Source organism: Ligilactobacillus sp. Marseille-Q7487 (assembly GCF_949152225.1).
Lineage (GTDB): Bacteria > Bacillota > Bacilli > Lactobacillales > Lactobacillaceae > Ligilactobacillus.
The window spans coordinates 92,141-104,602 of sequence record NZ_CASCJC010000001.1 but is presented as its reverse complement, the minus strand read 5'-3'; the positions used below and the strand labels follow the sequence as shown (position 1 = coordinate 104,602).

General features: G+C 35.2%; 15 protein-coding genes. 3 read left to right on the top strand and 12 right to left on the bottom strand.

The genetic code is table 11. The annotated features are described in order from the left end of the window. Window positions 1–143 precede the first annotated feature (143 nt). Window positions 144–1,085, top strand: a complete 942-nt coding sequence (locus QM017_RS00465; protein WP_282708481.1) for a nucleoside hydrolase — start codon at window positions 144–146, stop codon at window positions 1,083–1,085. A 72-nt stretch (window positions 1,086–1,157) separates the two neighbouring features. Here the strand turns inward: QM017_RS00465 and QM017_RS00460 are convergent, their stop codons facing one another. Further along, the gene (locus tag QM017_RS00460) at window positions 1,158–3,032 is read right to left on the bottom strand and encodes a heavy metal translocating P-type ATPase (protein WP_178195160.1); all 1,875 of its coding nucleotides are present in this window, start codon (window positions 3,030–3,032) and stop codon (window positions 1,158–1,160) included. A 149-nt stretch (window positions 3,033–3,181) separates the two neighbouring features. On the opposite strand from QM017_RS00460, the gene QM017_RS00455 reads away from it, so the two are divergent. Continuing rightward, complete coding sequence (locus tag QM017_RS00455) at window positions 3,182–3,487, top strand: metalloregulator ArsR/SmtB family transcription factor (protein ID WP_178195162.1); 306 nt, start codon at window positions 3,182–3,184, stop codon at window positions 3,485–3,487. A gap of 37 nt (window positions 3,488–3,524) precedes the next feature. Here the strand turns inward: QM017_RS00455 and QM017_RS00450 are convergent, their stop codons facing one another. The 6 genes from QM017_RS00450 to QM017_RS00425 form a co-directional block, all read right to left on the bottom strand. Beyond that, complete coding sequence (locus tag QM017_RS00450) at window positions 3,525–4,019, bottom strand: hypothetical protein (protein ID WP_178195164.1); 495 nt, start codon at window positions 4,017–4,019, stop codon at window positions 3,525–3,527. 61 nt (window positions 4,020–4,080) lie between these two features. Further along, window positions 4,081–5,748, bottom strand: coding sequence for an aryl-sulfate sulfotransferase (locus QM017_RS00445; RefSeq protein WP_282708480.1), 1,668 nt, complete (start codon window positions 5,746–5,748; stop codon window positions 4,081–4,083). Between the two features lie 554 nt (window positions 5,749–6,302). Further along, complete coding sequence (locus QM017_RS00440) at window positions 6,303–6,563, bottom strand: PspC domain-containing protein (protein WP_178196663.1); 261 nt, start codon at window positions 6,561–6,563, stop codon at window positions 6,303–6,305. A 14-nt stretch (window positions 6,564–6,577) separates the two neighbouring features. After that, window positions 6,578–6,895: a PadR family transcriptional regulator gene (locus tag QM017_RS00435; RefSeq protein WP_282708479.1), complete on the bottom strand. Its 318-nt coding sequence runs from the start codon at window positions 6,893–6,895 to the stop codon at window positions 6,578–6,580. A gap of 26 nt (window positions 6,896–6,921) precedes the next feature. Continuing rightward, on the bottom strand, window positions 6,922–7,902 hold the full coding sequence (locus tag QM017_RS00430) for a DUF4097 family beta strand repeat-containing protein (protein WP_282708478.1): 981 nt from the start codon (window positions 7,900–7,902) through the stop codon (window positions 6,922–6,924). 13 nt (window positions 7,903–7,915) lie between these two features. Continuing rightward, window positions 7,916–8,497, bottom strand: a complete 582-nt coding sequence (locus QM017_RS00425) for a DUF1700 domain-containing protein (RefSeq protein ID WP_282708477.1) — start codon at window positions 8,495–8,497, stop codon at window positions 7,916–7,918. Window positions 8,498–8,677: 180 nt separating this feature from the next. On the opposite strand from QM017_RS00425, the gene QM017_RS00420 reads away from it, so the two are divergent. After that, window positions 8,678–9,238 (top strand): M15 family metallopeptidase, encoded by a 561-nt coding sequence (locus tag QM017_RS00420; RefSeq protein WP_178196671.1) that lies wholly within the window; start codon window positions 8,678–8,680, stop codon window positions 9,236–9,238. 61 nt (window positions 9,239–9,299) lie between these two features. On the opposite strand, the gene QM017_RS00415 is transcribed toward QM017_RS00420, so the two are convergent. From QM017_RS00415 to QM017_RS00395, 5 genes are all read right to left on the bottom strand, one after another. Then, window positions 9,300–10,148 carry a hypothetical protein gene (locus QM017_RS00415; protein WP_282708476.1) on the bottom strand — a complete coding sequence of 283 codons (849 nt, stop codon included), beginning with the start codon at window positions 10,146–10,148 and terminating at the stop codon, window positions 9,300–9,302. A gap of 14 nt (window positions 10,149–10,162) precedes the next feature. Next, window positions 10,163–10,816: a class D sortase gene (locus QM017_RS00410; RefSeq protein ID WP_282708475.1), complete on the bottom strand. Its 654-nt coding sequence runs from the start codon at window positions 10,814–10,816 to the stop codon at window positions 10,163–10,165. Window positions 10,817–10,826: 10 nt separating this feature from the next. Then, entirely contained in the window at window positions 10,827–11,399 is a 573-nt protein-coding gene (locus tag QM017_RS00405; RefSeq protein WP_178196677.1) for a hypothetical protein, read from the bottom strand. 159 nt (window positions 11,400–11,558) lie between these two features. Continuing rightward, on the bottom strand, window positions 11,559–11,948 hold the full coding sequence (locus QM017_RS00400; protein ID WP_178196679.1) for a VOC family protein: 390 nt from the start codon (window positions 11,946–11,948) through the stop codon (window positions 11,559–11,561). Beyond that, a complete protein-coding gene (locus tag QM017_RS00395; RefSeq protein ID WP_282708474.1) occupies window positions 11,948–12,391 on the bottom strand; it encodes a MerR family transcriptional regulator in 444 nt (147 codons plus the stop codon). The genes QM017_RS00400 and QM017_RS00395 overlap by 1 nt, the downstream gene beginning before the upstream one ends. Window positions 12,392–12,462: the final 71 nt, after the last annotated feature.

Genomic DNA, 12,462 nt, shown 5'->3' with positions numbered 1-12,462 from the left:
CGTTCGTTTTTAAGTATATGTAAAAACGTTTTAAAGCATGGTATAATAGTTTTTGTAAAGCTTAACGAACTTTAAAAAATATATTGATAATAACTTTTATAATACCAAAGTTCGGATTTTGATATTTTTGGAGGGGTCCAATTTTGACAAACAAGGTTTATTTTAATCATGATGGTGGAGTTGATGACATCATCTCATTATTCTTACTGTTACAAATGAAAGACGTCGAACTAATCGGTGTAGGCGTAATGGGAGCTGATAGTTATTTACATCCTGCAGGCGAAGCAACCCGTAAAGTTATCGATCGTTTTGGTAACGGCTTAAAACTTGCAGTTGCTTATTCCAATTCACGAGCTAAACATCCTTTCCCTAAAAAATGGCGTATGGATGCATACTCACAAAATTCTTTACCTATCCTAAATGAAAGTGGTACGATCATCACACCTGTAGCGGATAAACCTGCGCATTTAGACTTGATTGATTGTTTAGAACAACAAACCGAAGCCATCACCTTACTATTCACAGGTCCACTAAGCGATTTAGCACGCGCATTAGAAATCAAACCGGATATCACAACTAAAATCAAACGTCTCATCTGGATGGGAGGTAGCTTTTTAGAACGTGGTAATGTCGCAGAACCAGATAGTGACGGCACCCAAGAATGGAATGCATTTTGGGATCCTCAAGCAGTCAAAACTGTTTTTGATAGTTCAATAAAAATTGATATGGTGGCACTTGAAAGTACAAACAACGTTCCATTGACCAAGAAAAATCGCCTAGATTGGGCCAAAGACCGACGTTATATCGGATTGGATTTCATTGGCAACAGCTATGCTTTCGTGCCTGAATTGAGTCATTTTGAAACCAACTCAACTTATTATCTTTGGGATGTTTTGACAACTTGTTACTTCTATGAACCAAGCCTAGTCAAAACATCAGAAATCAAATGTGATGTCTTAACCCAACATCCAAGCGATGGACGCACTATCCTAAGCGATACCGGACGACCTGTCACCTTGATTCATGATGTTGATAATCCGCGCTTCTTTAGCTTAATCGAAGAATTGGCAAAAAATGCTAACTAAAAAAGTGAACGCCACAACCTAAACTGTGGCGTTCACTTTTTTTACAGCAAAATTATAACTTAAATTAACTTATTATTTATCTAAACGATACAACAAGCGCAACGCATTTAAAACTGCCAATAACGTCACGCCAACATCTGAGAAAACAGCTTCCCACATAGTCGCAATTCCAAAGGCTCCTAATAGTAAGAAAAATCCTTTCACACACAAAGCCAAAGCTATATTTTCCCAAACAATGCGTTTTGTTTTCTTAGCAATCTTGATTACTCGTACTAATGCACTTGGTTCATCAGACATCAAAACGACATCTGCTGCTTCAATAGCCGCATCTGCACCTAATCCACCCATTGCAATTCCAACATCTGCCCTTGCTAAGACTGGAGTATCATTAATACCATCGCCAACAAAGGCAATTTTTTCATTATTTCCCAGGTTATATTTAAAACGTTCCAACCATTTTAACTTTTCAGCCGGCAATAATTGTGCATAAACTTCATCAATTCCTGCCTGCTTTGCCAATAATTGACTAGGCTCTTTTTTATCTCCAGTCAACATCACTAGTTTAGCAATTCCTAGCTCTTTTAAACCTACCAAAGCAGCCTTAGCATCATTTTTAAGTGTATCGGATAATTCGATTCGGCCTAAAAATTCCTGATCTTTAGCAACATAAACTGCTGTATTTTCACATTTTTGTTCATCCATCAAATCTATCTTTTGCTTGGCCATCAATTTGATATTCCCCGCACTAATAACTCCGTATGGTGTTTGCACAATCACGCCTAATCCAGCAAGTTCGTTAACAACCATGCTGTTATAAGGTGCTATTGCTTGAGACTGGCAATATTGCCAAATGCATTGGCCAATTGGATGAAGTGAGGATTGTTCTGCTGTCGCTACACAGCGCAAAAGTTCTTCTTTGGTCGTGTTTTGACTCGGACAAACCGCGCTAACTGAAAATTTTCCTTTAGTCAACGTTCCGGTTTTATCAAAAGCTACAATTTTCAAAGCAGTCAATGCTTCTAAATAATTACCACCTTTGACTAAAACACCTGCACTCGAAGCAGCTCCAATCCCTCCAAAAAAGCTCAATGGAATCGATAATACTAACGCACATGGGCAAGAGATAACTAAGAAAACTAAAGCCCGATAGATCCAAGATGCAAATTCTTGTTGAGTAAACAATGGTACTCCCAAGCCTAAGATTACTGCTCCCAAAACTACTAATGGTGTATAAATTTTAGAAAAACGCGTAATGAAATTTTCTGTAACAGCCTTTTTTTCGCTCGCATTTTGCACAAGCTCCAAGATTTTGGCAATAGCTGAATCTTCATAAGCTTTTTGAACTTTAACTTCCAAACGCCCATCTAACGCAATCATTCCACTTAAAACTTCTTGTCCTTGGCGTACAAATCTAGGCGTACTTTCTCCCGTTAATGCCGCTGTATTTAAATAACTTTCGCCTGCGATTACGATTCCATCTAACGCAATCTTTTCACCAGGTTTAACTTCGATGACTTGTCCTACCGCAACATCTTTAGCAGCTACTTTGCACACTTTATCTTTTGTTTTAATATTAGCAACTTGAGGGCGCACATCTAACAACTTGGTTATCGAACGTTTCGACCTTTTCACCGCAATATCTTGAAACATTTCACCTAAACGATAAAACAACATTACCGCTACGGCTTCAGGATATTGTTGAATAGCGAAAGCTCCTAACGTTGCAATACTCATCAGTAATGTTTCACCAAAAAATTCACCTTTACTCAAATCTTCAATAGCTTCTTTTAATATAGCAAACCCACTAATCAAATACGCCACTAAACATAAAAGTAATTGCCACATCCCCGAATTAACTAAACCAAAAGCTAATAAAACCAAACTAGCTGCACTTTCTAAAAGTACTTTCTTTTCATCTTGTTCTAATTCTACTAAAACATTTTTCATGTCTCTCACCTTCTTATGAATATATGTTCATATCTTCAATCATAGTATATCACCTTTTACAATTGACAACAATGCTTTTTAGAATTTGCGGTTTATTTGATTTTGCCTTAAAATTAAGAAAAAGACTTAACGAAAGGAACTGGGCAGCCATGTCTAAACAAATCTCATTACCAAGCCCAACAGAAATTGCGCGTAGTGTCGAAATATTCAAGGCTTTTGGTGATCAAACACGTTATCGTATATTATCTGTTCTTTTTACCAACCAGCTTTCCGTAAATGAAATTGCCCAAGCCGTTGGTCTTTCACAATCTGCAGTCTCACACCAGCTAAAAATTTTACGTCAAGCACGGCTAGTTTGTGGACGTCGTGATGGCCAAAAAGTACTTTATAGTTTGGCAGATCAACACATCATGCGTATATTCGAACAGCTTAAAGAACATATCAATGAAGACTAAAAAAACTGCATGCACCTGATAGTGCATGCAGTTTTTATTATTGAGCTAAAACATACTCAGAAATCAAAGGTTTTTTATTGCCACCATGGCCAAAATTAATTAGTTCGTTGTTTTTAGAGCTATTCCATGCTAAGAAATCATGTTCATGTTGCCAGATATTGATTAACAAATATTCATAACTCTTTGATTTAGAACGTAAAACTAGCGATTCTACTAATCCTAAAGGTTGTGTATGTTCACTGTGCCAGCCTTCCATCATAGAATTAAAAACTTTTTGTTCATCTTCATCTAGTGTTAAATAGCGCAATTCAAAGTAATCTTCTTTTTGAACAGCTTTAAAGCGACTCATTTTATTGACCTGATACTCTAAACCTGCGTTAAAAATTGTAGGTTGTCCTGAAATATCAGCCAATAAATACTTACTGTGGTCATCTGCACATCTAAACAATAACAAATCTCTATCTTTATTTTGTTCTTTGATCTGAACCAATGTCTTACGCGACCCCATAGTCAAACTCAAACTTTTGATCATTTCTATCACCCTTCCATTTGCCTATGTTCATTATAGCACAAGCGTAGAAACTAACCATTTATTAATCCTTATTCAAGTCAAAAACATAGTTGCTTGAATAAAATTCCCAACGATATGCACGGTAAACATACGTTTTATCTGCTGCAGATGTTTTAAGCGTAACATTGAAGATTTGTTGGCCATCTTTGGTAACTTCGATGATGTTACTTTCTGCTCCTTGATTTTTGAAACCAAAATCAATCAATGTATTTTGATTATCTAAACGTTGGGCATAGCCAATTATCGAAGTAAAATTATCTTCACCTAATTCCTTACCGTAATCCCAAACCTGTGTAATTGTTTTGTTTTCATTATCAATCTTGTATTCGATAGCTTGTGAATACTTGCCAGAAGTATCTTTATCACCGTTAGTTACCGCAATATTATTATCATACAACAAGATATTTTCTGTCTTACCATCATTTGACAAAACATAAATACCATGTTGCCCACCAGTATAGGCGGTACCTTTAGTTGGGGTCAATAACTTTTTACGATACTTGCGTGGCCATTCTTTCTTGTCTTTGTTGCAATAAATCCACTCAATTTGGTCAGTCTTATAGTCTAATTTCATAATTAAATCTTGGTTACGTGCAGAAATCAACAAACTGCCGTCTTTTTTATCATAATCAACCGCATTAACATGTAACCAATCGTATTGTCCCGAATCAGTTTTTTCTTTATATTTCAAATACATCTTGGCAGGTAAGAGTCGTTTTAAATCAATAACTTTAACAACTTTTCCTGTCTTGTGTGAAATTTGCACGATAGTATCTTCAACATATTTATCCGAACCATCATTAACCGTTGCGATTAAATCACCGTTTGGTAATTCAGTTACATCATGATGAATTACAGTAGCCGGATAACCAGCTTGTTCCTTATTACCTGCACTTGAATTAAATTTATATTCCTTGTAAACACGTCCTAAATAGTCTTGTTCTAGTAAATAATTATATGCTTTGGCTTCATTATTTAACTTAGTTTGTAGCAATAAATGGCCATTTTTAAGCTGTTCAATCGTATGTTGCGACCAGTTTGTCGAATACCAACGAATTTTACCATCAGAATCGATTGCATAAGGTTCTTTGGTTGTTCGATTAATAACCGTCAACTTGTTATCCCCTATATCCATCTTGGCAGTATCGCTTTTGGTAACCTTAATATTATCTTCATCCAAATATTCAGGTAAAGAACCCGTCTTTAGCTGTAATGTCTTAGTTTCACTATGTCCATCTTGATAATCAACTTTAATTTGAACAGTATTTTCATAATTAGCATATAAACCTACAATTGGCACTTGATGCTTGGTCGTATAACCTTCATTAACAGTATTAGTCAAAGATGTAGTCTTACTTTGTCCTTTAACCGTATAACTCACCTTAGCTTTAGTATCCGTTTGAAATAAAACAAGTGCCGTTAATGGTGATGTCTCATACGGATTAATCTTAACATAAGGATTCTGAACCGTGTAGCTCTTATCATTTAAAGCTTGCTTATAAGTAGCGGTCAGCTTATCTTGTCCTTTTGAGTGTGTATCTGTAAAGTGACTCCCTATATTTTTAATAATTTGTTTTTTAGATAATAAGTCTTTCTTGACCAAATATTCTTGATATCCAAAATAGCCCGCACCAGCTATTAAAATAGCTGCCAAAAATATAATGATGCTCAAATTCACTTTTTTAGTCATATATACACTCTTTCCTCCCAAAAATAACTCTGCCTTTTTAAAGTACTCTAAAAAAATGAATTAATTATGAATTATATATAAATAAATTCGGATTTTTTAGCTAAGCAATTAAAACAAAATCGTATTATTTTTTGACAAAAAAGAATTTTCTTTGATTTATCAACTTTTATTAGTGTATTATATCGACTATTTTTAAAAAAAACTTAATTTTAGCTACATAATTCTAATGCTTTAAACAGTTAATTTTTATCAAAAAGGGGCTGGGAAAAAACTCAGCTTCATATAGAAAAAAGGCTCACGTCAAAAAATTGGCGTGCGCCGAGTTCATTTTAGAGGTGAAAAAGCAGTTCGAAATGAATTAGGATTACTACTTTTGGCGATTAACATATCAAAATCATGGCATTTATTCCAAAAAAGAGGGATAAAATCCCTAAAAAAACGAACCCAAAATAGACATAATAGAAAAATAGCTGATCAAATTTCATTTTTAGAAATTCAATCAGCTATTTTTATGTCCAGACTGGTACTTTTTTCCCAGCCCTTTAATTTACTACTTATTCATCTTTTTCATAAAAATGCCCCTCGATAACATCATCATTATTAGCTCGATGATAGTTATTAGCATTTGGAGCATCTGGCATGACTAAAGCGGCGATAAAATAAAGTACAACTCCTGTAATAATTGTTCCGGGCACAATTATTATAAAAGCACCAATTATTCTTACCAACGCTTTATCCCAACCAAAATATTCTGCAATCCCACCAAAAACACCACTTAAAACTTTATCTTTTGACTTTGTTAACCTTTTTTTCATTTTGCTTTTCTCCTCTACTGTGTATCTTGACCATCAAAAACATTATCCATGTTTTTTTTATAGTCCTCCCACATCTTATGAATCTTTTGTAAATGTTCTTTCCCACTTGTTGTAATTTGATAATACCGCCGATTTCTGCCTTGGTATGGTTGATCGTAAATCGTCAGATAACCATTTTTATTTAAGCGTCGCAACACCGGATACATCGTCGATTCCGAAATCGTGATCGCCTGTTGCATATCTTGCGTCAACGCATAACCGTAATAATCTTTGCGACTTAATAATGCCAACACCAAACCATCCAAGAGATCGGCTGTAACTTGAATTTTCATTGCAAATTTCTTCCTTTCATCTTGGTTTACTTAACATTAATCCTACCTTCTTGCGTAGTAATCTTCAAACAATTTGGGGTCGTTTGATTTTGCGTCAATTCTCCTTGGCCTGTTTTGCCAAAAAGATTCAAATTTGCACTCTTAGCTCCCCCTATCAACCAGTAGCCATCGACTGTCGTATTTAAAACCGTCGTTGTTCCGATTGTATTAGTTATTTGATATCCATTAGCGATACTTGAATTACTCATTTTGATATTACTACTATCGCTTATCAAGCTCCCTGAATCCAAGGAAACATTGCTGTATTGGATATCATTATTACCTACAACCGCGACATCTTTTAAGGTAGATGAGTTAACCGACAAATTAGCATCGACTGTAATCCGCCCACTCAACAAAATAGAATTAGCTACGGTGATATTTGTCCCACTCAAATCAAGATTGAACTGATCAAAACTGCTGTTAGCAATCTTTAAAGCATAACTCGAACCGATTAACGTGATATTTTTAGCCTTAAATCCGTCTAACATCACATTGGTATTATAATATCCGCTATCAAGTACCAAGCGCACGTCATCTAAACTAAAGTTTTCAGGAATCGTCAATTCTAGTTTATTGGCTGCTTTGTTGCGATTTTCCCAATCACCAAAAGAAAAGACCAACAGCTTATCGACAAAACGATCTTCACCACTTTGCTTGATGTTTAAATTACCATTAATAATGTTGACATCTGGTTTTGAACCCCAGCTATGATATCTCAAGGCTAACTTGGCCCCACGTTTAATCGTTAGATCCGTATTTTTTAAATCAAGCGTCATACTTTTGATAGCCGTAGCATCTAAGTTTTGGCGATATGCGTGATAGCTTTTCTTTTTGTAATCACTATATAAAACCGGACGCATATCTTTAAAGACCACGCCTAAATTTTGACCTGACAAAACACCTATCAAGGCCAAAATTACGCCTAAGATCAAGACGCCTAAACCAAATTTAAATGTTTTTTTCATCGTCTTTTCCTCCTTATGCGCGCATTTGTTTAACTCTAGTAACTAATAGATTCCAAACATTTTTACACCATTTAGCCACTAATCTCACAAACCAAATAGCTACCGGAATAAGTACTAAAATCGCACCTACAGCCACAAACGACAAACCGACATAAAAACACCCGATAAACGGTGCAGACCACAAAAGCCATACCCCGGTATAAAAAGCTAATGCACAGATTAAAACGGCTGAACCACCCACTGCAACAACGGTAATTCCTAAGCCCAATAAACAACCTAAGATTGCACAAATTATCCCAAAAACAAGCGGTCCTAGAATTAAAATTGCAATTATCCACAAACACAAACGCCCAAAACTAAAGTGTCGTTTTTCTTGCGTAGTGTCCTTTTCTTTTGATATTCTACCTAAATAATCAAAAATGATCTTTTGACTCAATTGGTCAGGACTGCCTAGTTTTTCTTCAATCTCTGCTCTAGTTTTTAAATTTGCATCTGCGATAAATTCATCATAAAATTCCAAGGCGTCTTGGCGTTCTTCTTCGTTCAAATCACCTAATAATTGTTCGAGCTCGACTAGATACCTTGCTTTATCCATGATACTCACTCCCATTTTTATTATCTTCAATAATATTATACGTCATATAATATAAAAAGTTAAGTAATATTGCAAATAATATTTCTCAAATTTTATCAAAACTATCAAATATAAACCACAAACGTTTACCACAGTGATATAATTAACTAAAATAAACGTTTTCACAAGGAGGTTTTTTATATGCTCGATCCAAAATTAACTGGTTTTAGCAATATTCAAAAGTTAGATCCAGATATCATCGTTGATTTACGTTACGCCACAACTAATAACTTTACCAACCATGTTATCTATGATTTTACTACGGCGATTGCAAGAACAGGAACTGCACAAAAACTTGCTGTTGCTAGTGACATTGTTAAAAAGCAAGGCTATCGTCTCAAAATTTGGGATGCATATCGGCCCGTCAAAGCACAAGAACGACTGTTTGAAGTTTATCCTGATCCTGAATTTGTTGCTAAACCCAACCCTAACTTCAGCCATCAAAAAGGCGTTACCTTTGATGTCACATTGACTTTCGCTGATGGAACCGAATGTGAAATGCCAACTGCATTTGATGACTTTAGTTCTCAAGCCCATCGTGATGCTAAGCGCACGCCTACACAAGATAAGTATTATCAAATCTTAGATCAAGCGATGACACGAGCTGGGTTTGTCGGCTATGAAAATGAGTGGTGGGATTATCGTGATAGTCAGATGGATGAGTATCAACCATTAGCAGCTGATCCTAACGATTATAAATAACTTTAGAATAATTAAAATGCTTCTGTGAAAATTTCACAGAAGCATTTTAATTATTCTAATTTTAGTGATGGATTAATTTTTTACGCTTTTGTTCGCTCCAAATGAATAATCCAGCCCCTATAATCAAACTGATAAGACCAGCCCATAAAAACATTGCAATGAAACCATTGACGTATGTTGTTAAAAAATCATATAACGTTTTAGAGCTAATCCCTAGACGATAAAAGAGTTTACTAAAGTATAAATAGCTTGGAAAAACCAATAGCATTAAGCCTGCACCATTAAAAATAGTTGCTAAATAACGTAACTTACGGTGCTTTAATCGGCTTGCTAAACTCATTCCACCTAGCAATAATAAGATAAAGATTCCGGCTGTAATAATTAAAAGAATCCAAATATGGCCATTATAAGCCATTACTTTTTGAGCATAGACAGATAAATAAGGAATAGCAATCAAACTTGTATAACGCTTGCCAGCTTCTTTTCCTAAAGTGTCAATATTAGTCACAGTATCTTCATCTAGTGTTTGACCAATTTCATTAGCATAATTTTTAACAGATTCGACAACTTTATTTGCTACCACATTTTGGTTAGCTGCAGTAAAAGTCTGTCCGCTATAAATAGCAGTCACATAATTTTCAAAATCTTGCTGTACCAAATCTTTAGATACAGTATGTTGCAAAACTTTTGGTGGCACAGAACTTCCACGTCCTAAGTCAGTAATCGTATCGTTAATTTCTTTTGCCATATTTTGGCTGTATTCAACCTTATTGGCAACATGTAACATATAATGTTCATTAAACAAAGTGAACTTAATAATGGCTAGGCTCACGGTCATTACTAACACTAAACTTCCGATAAAAGCCAATACCCAACCGGCAACCTTGTTTAGATTAATTCCGTTTTTCATAATGACCTCCTACCTTACTTATTTGGATTAATAATCGGACCCGATACATAATCGGCCGTAATGAATAATCGCTTCGTTGTCATCCCTAACGCATCGATAGGGTAACAAGTATATAAAATAAGTTTGCGGTGATCACGTTGATCCAAACGTTCCATAATCGTTGCATCATTATATTGATAGACCTTAGTCTCACTCACCTTGTATCTATAACGTCCATATGTTGTTTTGATTTGAATGATGTCACCATCTTCAACCCCGATTAATTTACCAAAGCTACTGATGTTGTGACCACCAATCATTGTTGTTCCCATTTCACCTGGGTACACGGAGCCGGTATATTGTCCGGCACCTTTTCTTAAAATCTCACTGGTATCACCAAAATACAATGGCTCATCCATTTTAATCTTCGTTACAACGATCTTGCCATATTTTTCTCCTGGTTTAGGATACTTTAATTTACTCGAGGCAATTTCTTTACTATCATTTGCACTTAATTGCAAATCCTCATTTGTTGTTTGTTTAAAATTGGGAATATCTGATAATAAAAATAAATTCAACGAAGATGTCGTAAATTGAATGACAGGTCGGCCAATAACGTATATCAATGAATAACCTAATGTTAAAAATAGAATAGGGCCAATTAAAATTGACCCTACTCTACCTAACATTTTATGTCGCTTATGCAAGTTTTGCCTTTTTACCTACTACAAAAGCACCTGCTGCTACGACTAATAGGCTAGCTGCTGCAACAACGCTTGCTACGTAGTTAGCACCTGTTTGTTTTACAGGGCTACCTGTGCTGATGTTACCAGCTGTGTTGTTACCGGAAACAAGAGTAATACCTGCTGAAGTAATAACAACTTTCAAACCAAGTGTCTTGGCTGCTGCTTCAACATTAGCTTTGATAGAAGCTTTAACAGATGCTGGTAAAGCTTTTACTAAGTCATCAAATGTTGCGCCTGCAGGTAATTTAATATCTGCTGATTCAACTTCTTTAACAACTGCATTAATCTTAGCTAAAACATCAGCAACTTGTGCTGCAGAATAGTTGTTTTGCTTTAATTCGTTTTCAGCTTGTGTTAAGTATGATTGTGGTAAAGTGAATGTTTGACCATCAACCTTAACTGGTTGCTTCAAAGCTTCCAAGATTTGTTGTTCTTCAGATGTGATAGCACCATCAGCCTTAACAGAAGGCAATACTAAAACAAAAGCTGCAACTAAAGCAACGATGAAACCTAAAACTTTCTTCATGAATACACCTCCATTTTATTTGGATTACAAGCTAATATTATTCATAAATAACACTAGTCTTGCAGAGTAATTATAGCACTTAAAATATACATAGGTAAATAGAAATTCTGCAAAAAAAAATGATATTTTCCTATTTTTTTACAAAAAATAGAGTGAAGTTTATTCATGAATTTCTAACGGTAATCCATCAGGATCTCTAAAAAATGTCATCTTCTTACCATCAAAATCATCCTGACGAATCGGTTCACATTTTATTCCTAATTCTTCTAACTGGTCTACCGTTTTTTCAACATCAGCAACCTTAAAAGCCAAATGGCGCAAACCACATGCTTCTCCAAGTGGTAAACCACTTACTCGCTTAGGTGCATTGGGCTTAATAAACAACTCAAGTACCATTTCACCTTTTTTAATATTAATTAAAACATCTTTCTTTTCTGGGCGATGATGTTCATCTAATAACTCAAATCCCAGCTTATTGATATAAAAATCTTTAGCTTTTTGCTCATCTCGACAAATAATCGCCAAATGATGCATCTTTGCTAGTTTCATTATCTTTCCTCACTTATTTCTATATGGCTACCATTTTGATCGACAATACCATACAAACACAACGGTTGCTCATGTCCAGGCACTTTTAATTCCCCAAAATTAATCCTTCCATATTCTTGTTCGATATCATTAACTTCAATAACACTTTTGGCACCCAGTGTAAATTTATTCCAAATTATGATTTGTGCTCGACTAAGCTGAGCTTTTTCTACCGATTTACTCAAGGTATATCCTTCATCTAAATAACTTTTTATCGCCGCTACTGTAAAGTAAGTACGTAAACTATACTTGCGTACCTTACAATCTTTGCTAACACTTGCTTCGATATATCCTTTTTCTTCCCAATAACGTAACTGGCGTGCTGAAACTCCCGTCATTTTAGCCAAATCACCGATACCAAAGATAATTTTTTGTTGAAATTCCATTCTTTGCTTTTCATTCATGTCATCACCCCTCCACACTTTTGTCAACTTTCGTACTCTAATTGTAAAATATTTTACACTTTTGTCAACTT

Coding starts and splice junctions, on each gene's coding strand:
- QM017_RS00460 (WP_178195160.1), bottom strand. CDS start 3,032: ATGAAAAATGTTTTAGTAGAATTAGAACAAGATGAAAAGAAAGTACTT.
- QM017_RS00455 (WP_178195162.1), top strand. CDS start 3,182: ATGTCTAAACAAATCTCATTACCAAGCCCAACAGAAATTGCGCGTAGT.
- QM017_RS00450 (WP_178195164.1), bottom strand. CDS start 4,019: ATGATCAAAAGTTTGAGTTTGACTATGGGGTCGCGTAAGACATTGGTT.
- QM017_RS00445 (WP_282708480.1), bottom strand. CDS start 5,748: ATGACTAAAAAAGTGAATTTGAGCATCATTATATTTTTGGCAGCTATT.
- QM017_RS00440 (WP_178196663.1), bottom strand. CDS start 6,563: ATGAAAAAAAGGTTAACAAAGTCAAAAGATAAAGTTTTAAGTGGTGTT.
- QM017_RS00435 (WP_282708479.1), bottom strand. CDS start 6,895: ATGAAAATTCAAGTTACAGCCGATCTCTTGGATGGTTTGGTGTTGGCA.
- QM017_RS00430 (WP_282708478.1), bottom strand. CDS start 7,902: ATGAAAAAAACATTTAAATTTGGTTTAGGCGTCTTGATCTTAGGCGTA.
- QM017_RS00425 (WP_282708477.1), bottom strand. CDS start 8,497: ATGGATAAAGCAAGGTATCTAGTCGAGCTCGAACAATTATTAGGTGAT.
- QM017_RS00420 (WP_178196671.1), top strand. CDS start 8,678: ATGCTCGATCCAAAATTAACTGGTTTTAGCAATATTCAAAAGTTAGAT.
- QM017_RS00415 (WP_282708476.1), bottom strand. CDS start 10,148: ATGAAAAACGGAATTAATCTAAACAAGGTTGCCGGTTGGGTATTGGCT.
- QM017_RS00410 (WP_282708475.1), bottom strand. CDS start 10,816: ATGTTAGGTAGAGTAGGGTCAATTTTAATTGGCCCTATTCTATTTTTA.
- QM017_RS00405 (WP_178196677.1), bottom strand. CDS start 11,399: ATGAAGAAAGTTTTAGGTTTCATCGTTGCTTTAGTTGCAGCTTTTGTT.
- QM017_RS00400 (WP_178196679.1), bottom strand. CDS start 11,948: ATGAAACTAGCAAAGATGCATCATTTGGCGATTATTTGTCGAGATGAG.
- QM017_RS00395 (WP_282708474.1), bottom strand. CDS start 12,391: ATGAATGAAAAGCAAAGAATGGAATTTCAACAAAAAATTATCTTTGGT.